This window comes from Paenibacillus salivarius (genome assembly GCF_051307165.1).
Classification (GTDB): Bacteria; Bacillota; Bacilli; order Paenibacillales; family Paenibacillaceae; genus Fontibacillus.
Genome location: NZ_CP195592.1, coordinates 3,457,725 through 3,477,598, shown reverse-complemented (window position 1 = coordinate 3,477,598; position 19,874 = coordinate 3,457,725). Strand labels below are relative to the sequence as shown.

The window sequence follows — 19,874 nt, the reverse complement described above, 5'->3', positions numbered from 1 at the left end:
CGAAGTTTATTACACATGAAGTCTATACGAGGTGAGTGTGTTTGAAGCATAGAGTGGTTATTACCGGCATGGGTGCCGTAACGGCGCTGGGACAAGATCTGGATACGCTGTGGAACAATCTTGTTCAGGGGAAATCCGGGGTATCGAAGATCGAATCGTTCGATGTAAGCGAATATCCGACCCAGATTGCCGCTTCGGTGAAGGATTTTAATCCCGAAGATTACATCGATCGTAAAGAAGCAAGAAAGATGGACCGTTTCGTCCAATTCGCCGTGGCTGCGGCCACAAGCGCCCTCAAGGACAGCGGATTGAACATTGCCGAGCAGGCCGATCCCGAACGGGTTGGCGTCATGATCGGCTCGGGAATCGGCGGTCTGGGCACGTGGGAAGATCAGCACAATGTGTTGCTGCAAAAAGGTCCGAAACGCGTAAGCCCGTTCTTTATCCCGATGATGATCGCGAACATGGCCTCCGGGCATGTATCGATCCTGTTCGGAGCCAAAGGCCCGAACAGTACTGCGGTGACTGCGTGCGCGACCGGAACTCATTCCATTGGCGATTCATACAAGCTCATTCAACGGGGCGATGCCGATGTGATGATTTGCGGCGGCGCGGAAGCAACGATCCGTCCTACCGGCCTGGCCGGTTTCTGCGCGATGCGGGCGATGTCTACGCGCAATGACGATCCGGAGAAGGCGAGCCGTCCTTTCGATTCGGAACGCGACGGTTTTGTCATGGGCGAAGGCTCGGGCATTCTGATTCTGGAATCGCTCGAACACGCTCAAAAACGCGGCGCCAAGATTTACGCCGAAGTGATCGGTTACGGCCTTAGCGGCGATGCCCACCACATGACGGAGCCGGATCCGAACGGACCGGAACGCTGCATGAAGATGGCGATCCGCGACGCGGGCATCGACCCGTCCGAGGTGGATTACATCAATGCGCACGGTACTTCGACGCCGGTCGGCGACCGGTCCGAGACGATCGCCATCAAACGGGCTTTCGGCGAACATGCCGGCAAGCTTGCGATCAGTTCGACGAAGTCGATGACAGGGCACCTTCTGGGCGCGGCCGGCGGCGTCGAAGCCGTCATCTGCGGTCTGACTTTACAGCACGGTGTCATCGCACCGACCATCAATCTGGAGCATCCGGACCCGGAATGCGATCTGGATTACGTCCCGAATGCGGCCAGAAAAGCGGATGTGCGTGTCACCATGTCCAACTCTTTCGGATTTGGCGGGCACAATGCCACGATCATTCTGAAGAAATTCGAAGCATAAGGGGACGGTCTGTTGAGTGGAGATCTGAAGCAGTTACAACATAAACTCCAACTGGCATTCCAAAACAAGCAGCTTTTGAAACAGGCCTTCACGCACGCGTCCTATGTGAATGAACATCGTTTCAACCAGCATGAGGACAATGAAAGGCTGGAGTTTCTTGGGGATGCGGTGCTTGAATTGACGGTGTCGGAACATTTATACCGGATTTTTCCAGACCGGCCGGAAGGGGAACTGACGAAGCTGCGGGCAGCGATCGTATGCGAACCTTCTCTGGTCCGTTTCGCGGAAAGCTTGGAATTCGGCAAGTACGTCCTGCTCGGCAAAGGGGAGGAATTGACGGGCGGCCGGACGCGTCCTGCGTTGTTGGCCGACGTTTTTGAATCCTTTGTCGGGGCTCTCTATTTGGATCAAGGCCTTCAGGCGGTCAGGGATTTCCTTCACAAGTATGTGTTCTCCCAGATTACGCTGGACGGCAAACTGCAGACGACCGATTACAAAACCGAGCTGCAGGAGCTGACCCAGCATCATAACATGGGACTGCTGGAATACCGGATCGTCGAGGAACGGGGTCCTGCTCACGAGCGGGAATTCGTATCCGAAGTGTTCATGGATGGGCGAGGCCTGGGTCGTGGTATGGGCCGTTCCAAAAAAGAGGCCGAGCAGCAAGCGGCGGCCGTTGCTTTGGAAAGGCTGAAACAGGAAGGGTAGCCATATAGTGCAAACAGAAGCCCCGGTCGGACATTATGTCCGGCTGGGGCTTTTTATGCCAACTTGGAAGGAAATAAGAACCTTTTATGGTCTTATTCAAGGCATTCTGATCCTTTCCGTGAAAATAGAGGACAAAAACGTTCTTATTTGGCTGTATGAAGGCCGAAATGGACTTGTTTTTGAACATTCATCCGAAATAGCGCCATTAAAGGTTCTTATTTATAACAAGGGACTTCATTTCTCAAGCATAAGGGTAGAAAAGGTCCTTATTTTCCCGCCGGCACGGATTACGGATTTATCCACTCGGATGCTGTACACATTATTTGTGGCTATAACGGATGTATTCATCCGAAGTTGTTCGTTCATGACGGTCGGCCTCATGCTCTTCTGTAAATGCTTATTACATCTGCAAGTTGGATCAAGTACAGTCTTCCTGAGGTCTTTGACGGAAAAGTGAGGATTGGGGCAGGCGGACGATCAAAACATCGCATCCTTTAAGAGGATGTCATACCGGAAAATTCGCACGATTACCGCCGCTATTCTGGTCTTTACGTCCGGAGACAGGCGCGTCGCATGTATGGTACAATAGTCGCTAGAGGTGATCTTGAACGTATGTTTTTGAAACGGATCGAATTAGCAGGTTTTAAATCTTTTGCCGACAAGACGGAAATGGAATTCGTCCGGGGAATTACCGCGGTGGTAGGGCCCAACGGAAGCGGGAAGAGCAACATTTCCGACGGAATTCGTTGGGTGCTTGGCGAACAGAGCGCGAAATCGCTGCGGGGCGGGAAAATGGAGGACATTATTTTCGCCGGTAGCGATGCGCGCAAAGCGGTAAATTACGGGGAGGTCTCCCTGACGCTGGATAACAGCGATCATGCGCTTCCGCTGGATTTCAGCGAGGTTACCGTCACACGGCGGGTTCATCGCAGCGGGGAGAGCGAGTATCAGATCAACAAACAGTCTTGCCGGCTCAAAGATATTACCGAGCTTTTTATGGATACGGGAATCGGTAAAGAAGCTTATTCGATCATCGGCCAAGGCCGGATTGAGGAAATCTTGAGCACCCGGTCCGAGGATCGCAGGGGGATTTTTGAAGAGGCCTCCGGGATCGTCAAATACAAAACCCGTAAAAGAGACGCCCGGCGCAAGCTGGACGAGACAGAGCAAAATTTGCTGCGTATCCACGATCTGGTCAGCGAACTGGAAGATCAAATCGAGCCGCTGAAAGAGCAATCGGATAAGGCTCATAAATATAAAGCACTTCGCGAACAGCTGAAGAACAAAGAAATTTCGCTGTATGTCCATCAAATCGAGCAAATTCACGAAACATGGAGCGAAGCCAATAGCCGGCTGAACAAGCTGCAAGAGGAGCAGCTGGCGTTGTCTACGGTCGTATCGGCCCATGATGCAAAGCTGGAAAGCGACCGGCAGGCTCTTCGCCAGGTGGAGGAACGTATCGAGGAACTCCAAGGCCAATTGCTTGAATACAGCGAAAGCTTTGAGAAAAGCGAAGGCTTCGGCGAAGTGTTGAAGGAGCGGGCGAAAAACCTGACCCAAAACCGCGAACAGCTGCGGCAATCGCTTGCCGTAAGCGAGGAACGCTATGCTCAGCGTTCGGCCGAGAAGGAAGAGCTGGCCGGCAAATTCGCCGCCATCGAAAAGCAGCTCACCGAGCTGCGTAGCGATCTGTCGGCCGAAGAGGCGAAGCTTGTCGGGGTTACCGGAGGGATCAGCCAGGCGCAAGAGGAAAGCCTGAAGGGGCAGCTCTTGGAAATTATGAACCGGATGGCCCATACGCGCGGCGAGATTCGCTCCGCCGATCAGCAGAAGGAAGGCGTGCAGCGCCGGATGGCCCGATCGGAAGAAGAAGGGACCAAATGGCGGGACGAGCTTGAACGGCTGAAAGGGAAAAAAGGAGAGCTGGAGCATAGCCTGGAGACGCTCGGCAAAGAAATCGCCGAATTGCGGAACAAGTACATCGCGGCAAGCGAACGGCACCAGTCGCTCCAGAAGCTGGCAGAAGAGAGCCAGAACGGGATCCGCAAGTGGGAGCAGAAGCGCGAAGGCCTCGTATCCCGCCGGGACACGATGAAGGAGATGGAGGAAGACTTCGACGGCTTTGCCCTCGGAGTCAAGGAAGTACTTAAGGCATCCCGCAAATCGGTGCTGAGCGGCGTGCACGGGGCCGTGGCGGAGCTGATCCGCGTTCCGGAAAAGCTCGAGATCGCCGTGGAGACGGCCCTTGGTGCGGCGATGCAGCATATCGTCATGGAGAACGAAGCCGTATCCCGGCAGGCGATCGCGTTTCTGAAGCAGCGCCAGCTCGGCAGGGCAACGTTCTTGCCGCTGGACGTCATCCGTCCGCGCCAAATCTCCCCGGCCGACAAGCGTCAGCTTGAAGATGCCGAAGGCTTTGTCGGCATCGGTGCGGAGCTGGTCGGCTTCGAACAACGCTATGCCGACATCGTCGGCAGCCTGCTCGGTAATGTCATTTTCGCCACCGATCTGGAACGGGCGAACAAGATGGCGGCCCGCTGCCAATACCGCTTCCGGATTGTCACGCTGGAAGGCGACGTCGTCAACGCCGGCGGTTCGATGACCGGGGGCAGCCAGCATCGGAAGAACAGCAATTTGCTGGGCCGCAAACGCCAGCTCGATCAGCTCGCCGCCGACATCGCGGAAAGCGATCAAATGCTGGATAAGCTGCGGAACGGTTTAAAGGATGTCCGCGAGCAGATGGGCGATGCGGAAAAGGAACTGGAACAGCTGCGCGAAGCGGGAGATCGCAAGCGTACGGAAGAGCAATCGATTGCCGGCGACCTAAAGCAAGTGGACAGCGAATGGCGACATGTGTCCGAACAATTCCAGTTATACGGCCAGGAAAAGGGCCAATATATTAAGGAAATGGAAGACTTCGATAAAGCGAAGGCGGCGGCCGAAGCGCTGCTTTTGGAATTGGAAAAAGAGGAACAATCGATTCAGCAGTCGATTCAGGCGGCCGAATTTGCGCGCAAAGCGAACGAATCGGCGAAGGAAGAGCTCCAGGATTTGCTCACCGGATTAAAGGTGCGGGAAGGCAAACTGGACCAGGAATGCTATTCGCTTCGCGAGCAGCTGCGGCGGTCCGAGGAGGATTGCGAAATTCTCGGGCAGGAGCTTGCTCAAAACCGTAAGATTATGCAATCGATCGAAGCGGATTTGGCGCAGAACGAAATGCAAGCCGTCAACCAGCGCGAGGAGCTGAACGACTTCAAGCTGAAAAAGGAGCGCGCAAGCGAGCAGCTCGAATTGGAACGGGCTTCCCGCGCCGTGCTCACGAAAAAGCTTGAAGAAGGCGAGAGCGAAACGAAGGAGCAGCGCCTGGGCTTGAAAGCCGTCGAGGAGCAGCTGCGCCAGACCGAAATCCAGGCGAACCGCCTCGATGTCGAGCTGGACAATATCCTGCGCAAACTTGGCGATGATTACGAGCTGAGCTATGAACGGGCGAAAATGCTTTATACCGTTCCGGAGGATGTGGAGGCGACCCAGGTCGAGGTGAAGGAACTGAAACGGCAGATTACGCTGCTTGGCGACGTCAACCTTGGGGCTATCGAGGAATATCAGCGGGTGAACGAACGCTATCAGTTCCTCAGCGAGCAGAAGAACGACCTGGTTGAAGCGAAGACGACGCTGTACCAGGTGATCAAGGAAATGGACGACGAGATGTCCAAACGGTTTAAAACGACCTTTGACGCGATTCGCCGGGAATTTGTCATCGTGTTCTCCAAGCTGTTCGGGGGAGGACGGGCCGATCTCATTCTGATCGATCCGGAAAACCTGCTCGAAACCGGGATCGATGTCGTAGCGCAACCGCCGGGCAAGAAGCTGCAAAATCTGCAGCTGCTCTCCGGCGGGGAACGCGCGTTGACCGCGATGGCGCTGCTATTCGCCATTTTGCAGGTCAAACCGGTGCCTTTCTGCGTACTGGACGAAGTGGAGGCCGCGCTTGACGAGGCGAACGTCGCCCGGTTTGCGCAGTATTTGCGCGAATTTTCCGAGCAAACCCAATTCATCGTCGTTACGCACCGCAAAGGCACGATGGAGGAAGCGGACGTGCTCTATGGGGTGACCATGGAAGAAGGCGGCGTGTCCAAGCTCGTCTCCGTGAAGCTGGAAGACGAAGAAACGATGGAAATCGCTTGATGTATACCAATTAGGAGGGAACCTATGAGTTTCTTTAAAAGACTAAAAGAGAGCATTGCGTCCAAAACCGAATCGGTCACGAAACAGTTTAAGGACGGACTCGAAAAAAGCCGCAAGGGGTTCGTAGAAAAAGTATCGGAACTCGTAACCCGGCGGAAAAAGATCGACGAAGAATTTTTCGAGGAGCTGGAAGAAATATTGATTGGCGCCGATGTCGGCGTAAATACGGTGATGAACCTGATTGAAGATCTCCGATCTGAGGTAAAAAAACAGAAGATCGAGGATCCGGCGGAACTGCAACCGGTTCTGTCCGAAAAGCTGGTCGGGCTGCTGCGCGGGGATGAAAACAACGACATCCGGTTGAATCCCGACGGCATCACGGTCATTTTGTTCGTTGGCGTGAACGGCGTAGGTAAAACGACGACGATCGGAAAGCTTGCTCATTATTACAAACAGCAGGGGAAAAATGTAATTATGGCTGCGGGGGATACGTTCCGCGCGGGAGCGATCGAGCAGCTGGAAGTGTGGGGCAATCGGGTCGGCGTTGAAGTCATCAAGCAGCAGGCCGGTTCCGATCCGGCCGCGGTAATGTTCGACGCGGTCCAGGCGGCCAAGCAGCGCGGTGCGGATATTTTGCTGTGCGATACGGCGGGCCGCTTGCAGAACAAATCGAACCTTATGGAAGAGCTGAACAAAATTTACCGCGTCATTCAGCGCGAAATTCCGGGAGCTCCGCATGAGGTGCTGATGGTGCTCGACGCCACGACCGGTCAAAACGCGCTCAGTCAAGCCAAGCTGTTCGGCGAAAAGAGCGGCGTGACCGGCCTCGTGTTGACGAAGCTGGACGGCACGGCCAAAGGGGGGATCGTCATCGCGATCCGCCAAGAGCTGAGCCTACCGGTGAAGCTGGTCGGTCTCGGCGAAAAGATGGAAGACCTGCAAAAATTCGATTCCGAGCAGTTTGTACACGGTCTGTTTGCAGGCTTGATCCGGGAGGAAGACGACGCCGAAGGGACGAACGAGTAACTGAACTGGGCGAACGGCCATATGATGTGACTACCGAATGAATAAGATATTGATGAGAGGGGTGAACATGATGGCAAATACGCATACGTATCCGCGCAGGGAAGAGATCGCCAACGCGATTACCCATGGCATTGGAGCATTGTTGAGCGTGGCGGGTCTTGTGCTGCTGATCGTTTTCTCCAGTTTAAAGGGCACGGCATGGCATGTGGTCAGTTTTACGATTTACGGGGTCAGCATGCTGCTCCTTTATTTGTGCTCGACCCTGGTCCACAGCTTCAAGGAGGGCAAAGTCAAAGATCTGTTCGAGTTTTTTGACCATTCCTCGATCTATATTTACATTGCCGGAACATATACTCCCTTTTTGCTGGTGGCGATCCGTGGACCGCTCGGCTGGAGCTTGTTCGGCGCGATTTGGGGCATTGCGCTCGTCGGCGTGGTGTTCAAAGCGTTTTTCGTGAAAAGATTTTTGTTCATGTCCACGATTTTTTATCTCATCATGGGATGGTTGATCGTGATCGCATGGAGCCCGCTAACCGCGGCTGTGCCTTACAACGGAATGGTGCTTCTGGTGGCCGGCGGGATTCTCTACACGCTGGGAACGATATTTTATGTATGGCGGGCGTTTCCTTATCACCATGCCATCTGGCATTTGTTCGTGCTCGGGGGAAGCGTGACCCATTTCTTCGCGATATTGCTGTATCTGCTTCCAGGCCGTTGAGGCGGAGGATGCTACGATCGGCGGAGGATGCTACGATCTTAAAATGGCGGTACAGGATATTCCATATGTCCGGTGCCGCTTTTTTATTTTCAAGCGAGGCTGGAGAAGGTAAAATTTATTATGTCGAATAGATGTTAAGGGAAATTACTTGACAAGGGCATCTGCATTCGGTATGATAAGGAGCGTTGATGCGCTGTAAAGTGTTTTTCCTTGACGGAGGGGGTGCCCACATGAGTCAGGAGAATAGGCTTGAGAAGACGAACCGAATCAACCTGTTGTTTGATTATTACGAAACACTGCTGACGGAAAAGCAGCAAACGTTTCTCAAATATTATTTTCTCGATGATTTTTCGTTGGGCGAGATCGCTTCGGAATTTGAAATCAGCCGTCAGGCGGTGTACGAACACATCAAGCGGGCGGAAGAGATGCTGGAAGTGTACGAGGAGAAGCTCGGCTTGCTTCGCAGGGACGAGGCAAGGGGCGAACTGTTTTCCAAACTGGAGAAATTGCTAGAGGACAGCGGGATGTCTGTCTTACATAAAGAGACGGCAAAGCAGCTGCTGCGTCAGGCTGAACAGATTTAGCCAAACGGAGCGTGCTTACGACATTGGAACGGAGGTGACCATAAAAATGGCATTTGAAGGATTGACGAATCGATTGCAGAGCGTGTTCAGCAAGCTTCGCGGCAAGGGTAAGGTATCCGAAGACGACGTGAACGAAGCGATGCGCGAAGTTCGCTTGGCTTTGCTGGAGGCGGACGTCAACTTTAAAGTAGTCAAGGATTTTATCGCCAAAGTGAAGGAAAAAGCCGTAGGCAGCGAGGTCATGGACAGCTTTACGCCAGGCATGGTCATTATCGACATCGTTAACAAGGAATTGACCGAGCTGATGGGCGGGAGCCAGGCCAAGCTGGCCAAAAGCAACCGGCCGCCGACCGTCGTCATGATGGCGGGTCTTCAAGGGGCCGGTAAAACGACGACTTCGGCCAAGTTGGCCAAGCTGCTCCTGAAGGGCAACCATCGGCCGCTTTTGGTCGCAGGCGACATTTATCGTCCGGCCGCCATCAAGCAGTTGCAAGTGCTCGGCGAGCAGATCAAGGTGCCTGTCTTTACGCTGCCGGAAGGCAACAGTCCGGTGGAAATCGCACGGCAGGCATTGCAGCACGCCAAAGATAACGGCAACGACTATTTGCTGATCGATACTGCGGGACGCTTGCATGTCGATGAGGCGCTGATGGAAGAACTTCGCCAAATTCACGAAGTCACCAAGCCGGACGAAGTGCTGCTTGTCGTGGACGCGATGACGGGTCAAGATGCGGTCAATGTGGCTCAAAGCTTTAACGAACAGCTGGAACTGACCGGCGTCGTGCTGACGAAGCTGGACGGGGATACCCGCGGCGGCGCGGCATTGTCGGTCAAGGCGGTCACGGGCTGCCCGATCAAATTCGCCGCGCTCGGCGAGAAGATCGATGCGCTTGAGCCTTTCCATCCGGAACGCATGGCTTCACGGATTCTGGGCATGGGCGATATGCTTTCCCTGATCGAGAAGGCGCAATCGAACATCGATGCCGAGAAAGCAAAGGAAATGGAACGGAAAATGCGCAATGCGGAATTTACGTTCGACGATTTCCTGGAGCAGATGGAGCAGGTGAAGAAGCTCGGTCCGCTGGATCAGATCATGGATATGATTCCGGGCATGGGCAAAATGAAGCAAATGAAGGACATCAAGGTCGACGAGAAGCAAATGGGCCGGGTGGAAGCGATCGTGCATTCCATGACCAAAGAGGAGAAGCAGAACCCGGACATGATCAATCACAGCCGCCGCAAACGGATTGCCGCGGGAAGCGGAACCACGCTTGCCGACGTCAACCGCTTGATCAAGCAGTTTGACGAAATGCGCCGGATGATGAAGCAGTTCTCCGACATGATGGGCCCGAAGGGCAAAGGCAACAAAATGATGAAACAGCTCGGCAAAGCGGGCAAAGGCATGAGATTTCCGTTCCGGTAATAGGTTTTGATTTTGCCGGATGAAATATAACAGTTTGGATTCTTTAAAGGAGGTGAATTTCGTGGCAGTTCGTATTCGTTTGAAACGCATGGGCGCTCATAAAGCTCCTTTCTATCGTATCGTGGTGTCGAATTCCCGTTCCCCGCGTGACGGCCGTTTTATCGAGGAGATCGGTTTCTACAACCCGGTTGCTCAACCGGCAGTAGTGAACATCGACGAAGAGAAGGCATTGAAATGGCTGCAAGACGGTGCGCAAGCATCCGATACCGTCCGCAACCTGCTCAGCAAAGCCGGCGTAATGAAGAAGTTTCATGAGCTTAAGCAGCAGAAATAATTGCTGATTCGGAGGGTCTTTAATGGAACAATTAGTCGGCGTTATTGCGAAGGCTCTTGTTGATCATCCGGACGATGTCCGTGTGGAGGTCGTGGAGAAGGAACACCTGATTGTGTATGAGCTTTCGGTACATCCCGATGATGTAGGGAAAGTGATCGGCAAGCAGGGGAGAATCGCCAAGGCGCTCCGCACGGTTGTGACATCGGCAGCCGTTAAGATGGACAAACGGGTTACCGTGGACATCATGTCTTAAAGATATACGAAAGCGGGCTAGGATTTGTCCTAGCCCGCTTTCGTACATGCTGAAGCTGTAGGAAATGGAATGGACAAGCGGCCGGGTTCTGGATGCCGGCTTGTCTTGTTCAGCTGGTTTGTTTTATTTGCATGATATGAACGGATGAAGTATAAATACGGCTTTGATGCGAAAGATACGGAAGTATCGTCTCGCAAATAAAGCCTGACAAGCATTTTGGGAGGTCATCATGCCGGATTCTTTATTGTCAGTCGGAAAAATCGTAAATACGCACGGTATTCGCGGCGAGGTGAAGGTGCTGCTGTCCACGGATTTTCCAGAGGTGCGTTTCGCCCCGAAGGCGAAGCTGCTCATGGTAAATCCGGAACGGGGGGAGCAGCTTGAAGTCACGGTCGCCTCATCGCGTCCCTATAAACAAATGTATATCGTGAAGTTCAACGAATACGGTAACATCAATGATGTTGAAAAATTCAAAGGCTTCGAATTGAAAGTATCGAAAGAGGATCGGGTGGAGCTTCCGGAAAACGAGTACTACTTTGATGAGATCATCGGCTGCCACGTCGTGAATGAAGATGGGGAAGAGATCGGCGTCATCGTAGAAATTCTCCGCCCGGGAGCCAACGATGTTTGGGTCGTCAAGCTTCCTACCCGGAAGGAACTGCTGCTGCCCGTCATCGATGACGTTGTCCTCGATGTCGACGTCAAATCCAAGCGCGTCCAAATCCGTTTGATGGAAGGGCTGTTATAACGATGCGCGTAGACGTACTTACCCTGTTTCCGGAAATGTTCGACGGGGTGTTCGGCAGCAGTATTTTGGGTAAAGCCCGGGAAAAAGGCATCGTCTCCTTGAATGCGATCAATTTCCGTGAGTATTCGGGGAATAAGCATGGGACCGTAGACGATACCCCTTATGGGGGCGGAGGCGGAATGGTGCTCAAACCGGAACCGATCTTCGCCGCGGTGGAAGCCATACTGGACGGGAAGCATGGGGATGCAGGGGAAAAAGCCCGTTCGCCGCGGGTTATTTTGATGTGCCCGCAAGGCGAGACTTTTACCCAAACGAAGGCGGAGGAATTCGCTGCCGAGGAGCATTTGATTTTTATTTGCGGCCACTATGAAGGCTATGATGAACGGATTCGCGAACACCTTGTAACCGATGAATTATCGATCGGGGACTACGTACTGACCGGCGGCGAGCTCCCTGCGATGGTCGTCATCGACAGCGTTACCCGGCTTCTGCCGGGCGTGCTGGGGAATGAAATGAGCGCCGTCACCGACTCCTTCAGCACCGGAATGCTGGAATACCCGCATTACACGCGGCCGGCGGAGTTTCGGGGCTGGAAGGTGCCGGATATTTTGCTCAGCGGACATCATGCCAATGTCGAGGATTGGCGGCGAAAAGAAGCGCTACGGCGTACACTGCAGCGCCGCCCCGACCTGCTGGAAAAGCTTGAACTATCCCCGAAAGATTCGAAATGGCTGGAGGAAATAAAGGCTCATCATCGGGAAGATTGAGGATTGAGCAATTCCTCCAGCTTCGTGTTCGACACGACTGTCAGCCTATTTAAGGTCATCAACCGATCCCCGGGTTTTACGAAGCCCTGGTGAACGGTGAAAGCCATTCTGTAACCGTTTTCCTGGAGATAGTAAATCATTTGCAGGGTCTTCTCTCCGAACGGATAGGCGAAATAAGGAGTGTCGACCACTTTTTCTTTCATCAGTGCGATATCATTTTCCACTAACGAGGAGTCCTGTCCCGCGGCTGCCTCTACTCCGCATTTCTCGAAGCCTTTGTGATGCAAATCGTAGGTATGGCTGTGAAACTCGAACACATCGCGCGAGGATTTCATTTCTTCCTTTGATAGATACGATTTTTTTGCGGGATCAAAGGCTTGAGTTTGTTCCTGCAATTTACTTCCGATTATAAAAATAGTAGCCTTAAATCCGTATTTTTTGAGAATCGGATATGCGTAAATATAATTGTTTTGATAGCCGTCATCAAATGTAATAACCACGCTTTTGGCAGGCAGGGAGATCTGTCCCCGGACGTATTGTTCCAATTCGCTAAGCGAAGCCGAATAGTACCCTTGTTCATGGAGATAATCCATCCCTTGTTCGAAGGCTTCCAAATTAATAACGGATTTATTGCCCGGCTCTTTATTGAATTCTTTCGGAGTGATGTAGTGATACATAAGTACGGGAACCTGTTCGGCCGTACCGGGCTCGACGGAAAAGCCTTCAGGCAGCTTGGGATACTCTTCGTGCTTACTATGGGATAGGGTGAACATCTTATTTTTGACCATGCCCCACGAGGTGCAAGCCTTTCGAGACAATACGGTGCTGGGATGGGTCACCGCGGCCGCATATATAATGATTAAAATAGCCAGGCAAAATATTGCATAATTCGAATATCTTCTCTTCATTTCTACTTTATCTCCTATCCTCTCTCTTATATATCTATACTAACGATTCCAGATGAAAAAGGGTTACGATTTGTTCTCAAGTTCACTAGATTTAAAATAGTGTCGAATACCGCCAAGGCTAAAGGAGGAGCATTTGCCTTTAGACATGGTTTTTTTGCGTGGACAGAGAATAGGACGGAATTTATTGAACATACGATATGTTATTTGGGATTAAACCAATGCGGAGGAAGCCTATGCACCGTTTCTGGGAAAAAGTGATCAAGCCGATAATCATAACGGTTCGTCCTAAGGTGATCGTGGAGGTAGGCTCGTTTTCGGGATTTAATACGTTTAAGCTGCTGGACTATTGCCGTTACACGGGATCTCGATGCGTAGTGATCGAACCGCAGCCGAAGTACGATGTCCCTTTCTTGAAAGAATATTACGGAAACGCTGTGCGGCTCATCGAAAAGTTAAGTCTGGACGCGATGCCTTTGCTGGGTGTCTACGATATGATTTTGTTGGATAGCGATCCTAACTGGTATACGGTTTACCACGAATTGAGGCTTGTGGAGCAAATGTGCCTGAAGGAAGGGGCCAAGTTTCCGGTAACGATCATACATGACACGGGCTGGCCCTATGGACGAAGGGATATGTACCATGCTCCGGAGTCGATTCCGGACAAGTTTCTTCACCCTTACGACAAAAAAGGAGTGATGCCCGACTTTACGGGATTGCTGGAGCAAGGGGGATTTAATGATCATATGCATCATGCGCTACATGAATTTGGTCCGAGGAATGGCGTTTTGACGGCGATTGAGGATTTTCTGAGGGAGACGGAGCTGCCGTTAAAGTATCACGAGCTCCAGTCCAACAATGGTTTGGGCATTATTGTTGATGAAGCCGAAATGCCGGAGGGCTTGTTGCCTTATATTCTGGACTCGTCGGGATTATAGGTATAATGGATTTTGTGACTTGGGAGGAGTTTGCCGTGGGACTAACCTCGATCGTGATGTTATGCAAAGATGGGCTGGAAATGACATGCCGATGCATCGATAGCATTTCTCGCCATACGAAGGAGCCGTATGAATTTATTTTTGTGGATAACGGATCGCAAGACGGGACGTCGGAATATTTAGGCGCGTTTGAAGGGGCCACGATCATTTTCAATGCATCGAATCGCGGATTTTCCGCCGGCGTGAACCAGGGGCTTGCTGCGGCGAAAGGGGATTATATTTTGCTTCTGAACAACGATACCGTGGTTACCCCGAACTGGCTGGAAGGCCTTTTGGAGTGTTTCCGGCGCGATCCGGAGATTGGAATAACAGGTCCGGTTTCTTTCCGGATCCCTTTATTCCAAAGAGTGTCGGACGACGGACCGGCTAGCCTGGATGAGCTCGATGCATATGCGGTCCGCAGGAAAGAAATGTTTTCGGGGAAGGGCTTTTACACCGACAAGCTGACGGGTTACTGCATGCTGATTTCCCGACGCGTAGTGGAACGAATCGGCGGTTTTGACGAACGGTTTTATCCGGGGAATTACGAGGACGACGATTACAGCATCCGGGCCCGGATCGGCGGCTATCGGCTATGGGTGGCCGAAGATATTTTCGTGCATCATGAAGGTCAGGGAACGTTTCGGAAAATGCCTTTTTCGTATACGAAAATGTCTATTCTCAATGCGGAGAGGTTCCGCCGAAAATGGAATGTCGGAAGCTCGGCCTACGAAATTTTTTTTCGGGGGTACAACCCTTCGGAAATCGTGGAGAGGGAAACTTTGTTCGATCCGAGACGGCATTTTATCGCTTTGTAGATACGGCAAGGGTAACACTTTCGTTCGCGGCGAATATGCTGGACTATGCTGTTTTTAGGGGGCTACCTGAAAAATTGGACGTATGGGAGGCGATTTCGGGAAGTTTGCGTGTAATGGTGAATATTTTCCTGACGACTTCGGAACGATATATAATCTCGCTTATTTTTCTGGGAAATAGTTGCAATCGTGGGGTGGAAGCCGGAGAAGCGGCATCCGTTGTCTTTGCGACCGGATTTGTGCCGTCTAAAAGTCATTAAATTTTATTAATCCGGTTACATTTGCGGATATTTTGGGTAATAAATCAGTGAATAGCAATACGAATGGTTGTTTGCGGGAGGAAAGGAATCATGGACGAACATCATGAACCACGTGAAGAACAACAGACGCAGATGGATAATAATGAGCAGTTTGAAGAAGAACTCATGTTGACGGTTGACGATATTTTTAATTTTTATGCACGACGTCATTAGGATTCATTTTGAGGAGGTTTTCATCATGTTTGATTACTTGATCGATCCGTTGGAAACGGAGCAGGAACTGCTTAGCGAAGTACTGCCTAACGAATAATTGCCGTAAAATATATATCGATGAGAAAAAGCCCTGTTCCTACAATAGGGACTGACCCCAAAGCGTGAGACAAATTAAAACACCTTCAAGAGAATTAAACCATGTCGTAAGATATGGGGATAACCTTGGAGGTGTTTTTGCATTGGCAACAAGAGTCAGCTACCCATTCGAACTTAAATTGAAAGCCATTGAAATGAGATTAGAAGGAGTTCCGGTTCGTGAGGTCATGGAGCAACTCGGGATACGGAATAAGACACAGCTGAAGGTGTGGATGAAGTGGTACCGGGAAGGTGACGTGCATCGGCTGGAGCAGCCTGTGGGTAAGCAATATAGCTATGGAAAGGGGCCAGAACACTCTTCAGAGTTAGAAAAGCTACAGGCAGAAAACCGATTTTTAAAGCAGCAGTTGGACCTGCTAAAAAAGTACATGGAGTTGGAAAGGAGGTGGAACCAGAAGTCGTTGTTGCTTGGATCGAGTCTATTCGAGAAGAAGTCACGGTGACGCAGGCTTGTGCGTGGCTTGGCATTGCAAGAGCCACCTATTATCGCTGGAAAGCAACTATGGAGGCAAAATGTCCAGAACCAACGGTGGAGAAAATCCGGGAACTTTGCATTCAACATAAATTTCGATATGGTTACCGGAAGATTACGGCATTACTTCGGATGGAATGTAAGATTAACCATAAACGCGTGCAGCGGATTATGCAGCGAGAGGGGCTCCAATGTCGTGTCAAAGTGAAGAAACGCAAACCTACAGGGCAGCCAGCTTACATCGCAGAACACTTGTTAAAGCGTCAGTTTCAGGCCGATGTCCCCATGCAAAAACTCGTAACAGACATTACGTATTTGCCGTTTGGCGGAAAAACATTGTACCTGTCGAGTATTTTGGACTTGTTTAATGGAGAGATTGTGGCTTACAGTATAGCAGACAAGCAAGACACGACTCTTGTTCTAGACACGTTAAACCAATTACCAGCTGTACCGGGTATGATGCTCCATAGCGATCAAGGCAGCGTTTATACGTCTCAGGCTTATCAGGCGGCTATAAAAGGAAAAGGCATTACCATGAGCATGTCCCGCAAGGGAACGCCCGCTGATAATGCCCCCATCGAATCGTTTCATTCCACACTAAAGTCTGAAACGTTCTATCTCGAAGGTTTAACCTGTACGACGACGGCAATCGTCGAACAGACCGTTCGAGACTACATTACTTACTATAACTCAATTCGCATTCAAACAAAACTAAACAACCAGTCACCGGTTCATTTCCGGCAACTGGCTGCTTAGACTTGTAAGGTGTTTTGATCCCTGTCTCACAAACGGGGGTCAGTCCCAATAGGAATAAGGGCTTTTGTTATTTAGAGAATATTCAAAGTTAAAACTGGTCGGAGTAGCGGGATTCGAACCCACGGCCTCACCCACCCCAAGGTAACTAAACTGTGTTAACCTTTACGTATCAAGTAATTTAAGGCTTATTAGTTAATGTCCACTATCCAACGATATTTCTTAAAACAAGTATAGTTGTGGTTTATATTTTTGTAAAGTGGTCGTACCTAAATATATAGGTTGTGGTCTATTTTGAGTATAAATCAAGCCCATTCCATTTTTCGGAGTGGGCTTTTTTCGTTTATATGTATTTGTATATATTCACTTTAATTCATTTCAACAACTTCTAATAAATCCCCTAATGTAATCTCCAGGTATCCGCAAATATTCGCCAACAATGTAGTAGATAACCGTGCATTGTCCAGATCCTTATTATTTACCAGCTTATAAATTGTTCCAATACGCTCCCCTGTGTCCTTAGCTAATTTGTATGGTGTGATGTCCTTTTTAGTTAATATATCCTCTAGATTGCTTTTCAAATAATACTGCTTCAAAAAAATCCCTCCACAAATATAAAATATAGTATTGACAATTAGTGACCATAGTCTTATATTGTGTATATACAACAAACGACTATAACCGCAAAACGATTATATCAATTATTTTTAGGAATGTCCATACTTTCCTTTATTTCCCTATGGATAAATTAAATTTGGAGGTAACCACAATGACAAAACTTATCAATCAAATCCTGGAGTATTGCGAAATCAGTCCGAAGGCAATCGTAATCATCGAACAATTGGAACACTTCCTAAAAACGGAAGAGGACTGTAACAAGTTCATCCATGAATTTGAAGCCCGTCAATTATGGAGTGATCCGAAGAAACCGTTTAAGATGCTTCACTTGGCCGAGGAAATCGGAGCTTACCATTACCCAAGTAAATCGCTTGATGAACTACTTGCAATGGATACTAAAGAGGCGTTAGAACATCTATTTATGGAGCCGATCAACTGGGGTAAACTTCAACGATTTAATAAATCTAAATCTGGCATTGCTAAGTTATTTATAGTCAAGGAACAGCATCCAGAATCTAAATTAATGACTTCTTTACTTTATACACAAACTGTATGATACTGAATCTGTACTTACAACCAAAAAAAGGAGATTATCAAATGGCAATTAAAACTGAACAATCTATTATTATCCTTGAGTGTAAGCATCCTATAGACGTAACTATTGGTAAAACCTATGAGGTTTACAGAGACAACAATGATATGTTTGAGGATGGTGGAGAGAAGTACATAATTGACGAAAAAGGACAGAAAAATTATTCGATTTGGATGCTATGTAAAGTTGAAGAAGTATGAATATGACTTATTCTTAACCGGTAAAATCTTACCGGTTAAATTTTGTGGGATTGTTTTATTTGATAAAACAAAATACTTGCATTAATTTAATGAAGGTGATATATTAAATGCAAGTTGTTTTATTCAATAAAACAAAGGGTGAGTAATTTGGCAATCGGTTTGCAATTTATATGTGAAACATTTGGAATTGAATACAAGGAGCTTGCTTTGAAAATGGAAACATCGCCGCAAAACATTAATGCATGGCTTCGTGAAAAACGAAAGATACCACCAATGAGACTGGATCAATTAACAAAGATTTTCCCAAAAATACCGAAGGGCTTTTTTGGAAGGGAACTTTTTCCTTCAGAGAAAACACTAGTTCAGGAAATCTTTTTTGAACTAACGGATGAATATGAAGTTGTTGAATATGAAGATGAAGATGATGAAGGTAATAAATATATAAGGTCAGAGGTAGTAAGACAACACGATGGAATTATTAATTACCTTAGAGAGAAGCATGATAAGCAGTTGTTAATTGAACGGTATCAATCATTAATATTCGATGAGGGGGGTGATTTTAATGTAAATGAAAAGTTACTTCAGATGTTTGCGAATTTGTTACAACATGGTAGCGAGGATAAACAATATCAACTATTGAAAATGTTGTTCTATTACTTGCAGCCATATGATAGTGATTTTGGATTTGGTTCTGATCCGTATCTTGAACCATCGAAAAAACAAGAAGATATGTACGGGGACTTTGAACAATTTTTGAGGAAATATAATTTTTTTAACTTTGAGGAGGATTATAAGAATGAGTAAATGGTTTTTTAGCAAGTACAACAAATTAGGTTTTAATAGCGAAATCTACTTTACTGTTGAGAACAAGGATACGGGGGAATTTCTAAGATTTAATGAGCGTGATTATAATTTTGTGGCTTCAAACGTTGATCCAACCTTACTTGAGCAATTTAATGATGATTCTCTAAATGTAATTGATTCAGATGATACTTTGAAAGAAAAAGAAATTACCTTGGATGTTGAACGTATTTTTACTGATTACTCAAACATTAGTATTAAACCGTACTTTGGTTACTCGATGGTATACAGAGAACAATAAACCGAAATAGAAACTACATAACATAAAATGTTGAAGAGACTAAACATATAACATAACACGCAGGGTCTTTAATGGCCCTGCTAATCAATTAAATGGGAGGGGAAAAGATATATTGTTCGAAAGCTTAAAACAACAGATTCAAATCTTTACAGATGCAGTTCGTGACCCGAATTTAACAGAGAATGATTTCGCATTAATACTTTATTTAAGACTCACAACCTGGCATTGTGGAGACCGTTACACTTTTGAGGCAGCCAACCATGATATAAAACAATACACACGCATTGCTGATAATAAGACGCTTAAAAAGTCGTTTTTAAATTTATATGTACATAATTATTTACTGGAACCTATCGATGAGTTGAAACAGAACAAACCAATTCGATTTATTTTGAATCGTAATAAGTTTGATACTCAAAACAGGAAAGAAGATCAGTACTATACACAACTACCAGCAAAGATATTATATGCCTTGAAAGACGGTAAGTTAAATAGAAAGGAGGTTAGGCTCCTTTATTACATAACGAGTTATATAAATCTTAAGGACTTACGTAAACAATATTGCTACAAGGCCATAGAAAATATGGTAAAAGAAATCAATATGAGTGAGAACACGATTATTAAGCATTACAAGATGTTAGAAAAGAAAAAACTTATTAAAATTGATAAACATAAACTGGACTATGGTTATGAAGCAGATGGAACTTTGATTTGGTCAAAGTATAATAATCATTACTTTTTACAGTACGAAAATTTTGAGAAACTATAAGGATTTTAGCCAGTTG

General features: G+C 48.4%; 22 protein-coding genes. 20 read left to right on the top strand and 2 right to left on the bottom strand.

Annotation, left to right across the window (positions count from 1 at the left end):
• Window positions 1–41: 41 nt before the first annotated feature.
• The 11 genes from fabF (at window position 42) to trmD (ending at window position 12,026) form a co-directional block, all read left to right on the top strand.
• Window positions 42–1,280, top strand: a complete 1,239-nt coding sequence (gene fabF / locus ACSFXJ_RS15870; RefSeq protein WP_435921306.1) for a beta-ketoacyl-ACP synthase II — start codon at window positions 42–44, stop codon at window positions 1,278–1,280.
• A 12-nt stretch (window positions 1,281–1,292) separates the two neighbouring features.
• Complete coding sequence (gene rnc, locus ACSFXJ_RS15865; RefSeq protein ID WP_435921305.1) at window positions 1,293–1,988, top strand: ribonuclease III; 696 nt, start codon at window positions 1,293–1,295, stop codon at window positions 1,986–1,988.
• Between the two features lie 612 nt (window positions 1,989–2,600).
• Window positions 2,601–6,173, top strand: a complete 3,573-nt coding sequence (gene smc, locus ACSFXJ_RS15860; RefSeq protein WP_435921304.1) for a chromosome segregation protein SMC — start codon at window positions 2,601–2,603, stop codon at window positions 6,171–6,173.
• A 24-nt stretch (window positions 6,174–6,197) separates the two neighbouring features.
• Window positions 6,198–7,199 carry a signal recognition particle-docking protein FtsY gene (gene ftsY / locus ACSFXJ_RS15855; protein WP_435921303.1) on the top strand — a complete coding sequence of 334 codons (1,002 nt, stop codon included), beginning with the start codon at window positions 6,198–6,200 and terminating at the stop codon, window positions 7,197–7,199.
• Window positions 7,200–7,269: 70 nt separating this feature from the next.
• Window positions 7,270–7,917 carry a PAQR family membrane homeostasis protein TrhA gene (gene trhA, locus ACSFXJ_RS15850; RefSeq protein ID WP_435925781.1) on the top strand — a complete coding sequence of 216 codons (648 nt, stop codon included), beginning with the start codon at window positions 7,270–7,272 and terminating at the stop codon, window positions 7,915–7,917.
• A 230-nt stretch (window positions 7,918–8,147) separates the two neighbouring features.
• Entirely contained in the window at window positions 8,148–8,501 is a 354-nt protein-coding gene (locus tag ACSFXJ_RS15845) for a putative DNA-binding protein (RefSeq protein WP_435921302.1), read from the top strand.
• Between the two features lie 46 nt (window positions 8,502–8,547).
• Window positions 8,548–9,924, top strand: a complete 1,377-nt coding sequence (gene ffh / locus ACSFXJ_RS15840; protein ID WP_435921301.1) for a signal recognition particle protein — start codon at window positions 8,548–8,550, stop codon at window positions 9,922–9,924.
• A gap of 61 nt (window positions 9,925–9,985) precedes the next feature.
• Complete coding sequence (gene rpsP / locus ACSFXJ_RS15835) at window positions 9,986–10,258, top strand: 30S ribosomal protein S16 (RefSeq protein WP_435921300.1); 273 nt, start codon at window positions 9,986–9,988, stop codon at window positions 10,256–10,258.
• 22 nt (window positions 10,259–10,280) lie between these two features.
• On the top strand, window positions 10,281–10,511 hold the full coding sequence (locus ACSFXJ_RS15830) for a KH domain-containing protein (protein WP_091226369.1): 231 nt from the start codon (window positions 10,281–10,283) through the stop codon (window positions 10,509–10,511).
• Window positions 10,512–10,740: 229 nt separating this feature from the next.
• A complete protein-coding gene (gene rimM / locus ACSFXJ_RS15825; RefSeq protein WP_435921299.1) occupies window positions 10,741–11,259 on the top strand; it encodes a ribosome maturation factor RimM in 519 nt (172 codons plus the stop codon).
• A gap of 2 nt (window positions 11,260–11,261) precedes the next feature.
• Window positions 11,262–12,026 (top strand): tRNA (guanosine(37)-N1)-methyltransferase TrmD, encoded by a 765-nt coding sequence (gene trmD, locus ACSFXJ_RS15820; RefSeq protein ID WP_435921298.1) that lies wholly within the window; start codon window positions 11,262–11,264, stop codon window positions 12,024–12,026.
• Here trmD and ACSFXJ_RS15815 read toward each other — a convergent pair.
• Window positions 12,011–12,934 carry a polysaccharide deacetylase family protein gene (locus ACSFXJ_RS15815; protein WP_435921297.1) on the bottom strand — a complete coding sequence of 308 codons (924 nt, stop codon included), beginning with the start codon at window positions 12,932–12,934 and terminating at the stop codon, window positions 12,011–12,013. The genes trmD and ACSFXJ_RS15815 overlap by 16 nt on opposite strands.
• 233 nt (window positions 12,935–13,167) lie before the next feature.
• Here ACSFXJ_RS15815 and ACSFXJ_RS15810 point away from each other — a divergent pair, with 233 nt between their 5' ends.
• From ACSFXJ_RS15810 to ACSFXJ_RS15795, 4 genes are all read left to right on the top strand, one after another.
• Window positions 13,168–13,869: a class I SAM-dependent methyltransferase gene (locus tag ACSFXJ_RS15810; protein WP_435921296.1), complete on the top strand. Its 702-nt coding sequence runs from the start codon at window positions 13,168–13,170 to the stop codon at window positions 13,867–13,869.
• Window positions 13,870–13,904: 35 nt separating this feature from the next.
• Window positions 13,905–14,726 carry a glycosyltransferase family 2 protein gene (locus tag ACSFXJ_RS15805; protein WP_435921295.1) on the top strand — a complete coding sequence of 274 codons (822 nt, stop codon included), beginning with the start codon at window positions 13,905–13,907 and terminating at the stop codon, window positions 14,724–14,726.
• Between the two features lie 347 nt (window positions 14,727–15,073).
• Window positions 15,074–15,196: a hypothetical protein gene (locus tag ACSFXJ_RS15800; RefSeq protein ID WP_435921294.1), complete on the top strand. Its 123-nt coding sequence runs from the start codon at window positions 15,074–15,076 to the stop codon at window positions 15,194–15,196.
• Between the two features lie 239 nt (window positions 15,197–15,435).
• A protein-coding gene (locus tag ACSFXJ_RS15795) for an IS3 family transposase (RefSeq protein ID WP_435921293.1) occupies window positions 15,436–16,580 on the top strand; the annotation gives its coding sequence in 2 pieces (ribosomal slippage) (window positions 15,436–15,709 and window positions 15,709–16,580; 1,146 coding nt in all).
• Window positions 16,581–16,945: 365 nt separating this feature from the next.
• Here ACSFXJ_RS15795 and ACSFXJ_RS15790 read toward each other — a convergent pair.
• Entirely contained in the window at window positions 16,946–17,173 is a 228-nt protein-coding gene (locus ACSFXJ_RS15790; RefSeq protein WP_435921292.1) for a helix-turn-helix domain-containing protein, read from the bottom strand.
• Window positions 17,174–17,346: 173 nt separating this feature from the next.
• Here ACSFXJ_RS15790 and ACSFXJ_RS15785 point away from each other — a divergent pair, with 173 nt between their 5' ends.
• The 5 genes from ACSFXJ_RS15785 to ACSFXJ_RS15765 all read left to right on the top strand — a co-directional run bounded on the left by ACSFXJ_RS15785 (window position 17,347) and on the right by ACSFXJ_RS15765 (window position 19,858).
• Window positions 17,347–17,751: a hypothetical protein gene (locus tag ACSFXJ_RS15785; protein ID WP_435921291.1), complete on the top strand. Its 405-nt coding sequence runs from the start codon at window positions 17,347–17,349 to the stop codon at window positions 17,749–17,751.
• A gap of 41 nt (window positions 17,752–17,792) precedes the next feature.
• Window positions 17,793–17,987: a hypothetical protein gene (locus ACSFXJ_RS15780; protein ID WP_435921290.1), complete on the top strand. Its 195-nt coding sequence runs from the start codon at window positions 17,793–17,795 to the stop codon at window positions 17,985–17,987.
• A gap of 147 nt (window positions 17,988–18,134) precedes the next feature.
• The gene (locus ACSFXJ_RS15775) at window positions 18,135–18,791 is read left to right on the top strand and encodes a hypothetical protein (RefSeq protein WP_435921289.1); all 657 of its coding nucleotides are present in this window, start codon (window positions 18,135–18,137) and stop codon (window positions 18,789–18,791) included.
• Complete coding sequence (locus ACSFXJ_RS15770) at window positions 18,784–19,089, top strand: hypothetical protein (RefSeq protein WP_290408403.1); 306 nt, start codon at window positions 18,784–18,786, stop codon at window positions 19,087–19,089. Before ACSFXJ_RS15775 ends, ACSFXJ_RS15770 begins: the two co-directional genes overlap by 8 nt.
• A gap of 112 nt (window positions 19,090–19,201) precedes the next feature.
• Window positions 19,202–19,858, top strand: coding sequence for a hypothetical protein (locus ACSFXJ_RS15765; RefSeq protein ID WP_435921288.1), 657 nt, complete (start codon window positions 19,202–19,204; stop codon window positions 19,856–19,858).
• Window positions 19,859–19,874 lie beyond the last annotated feature (16 nt).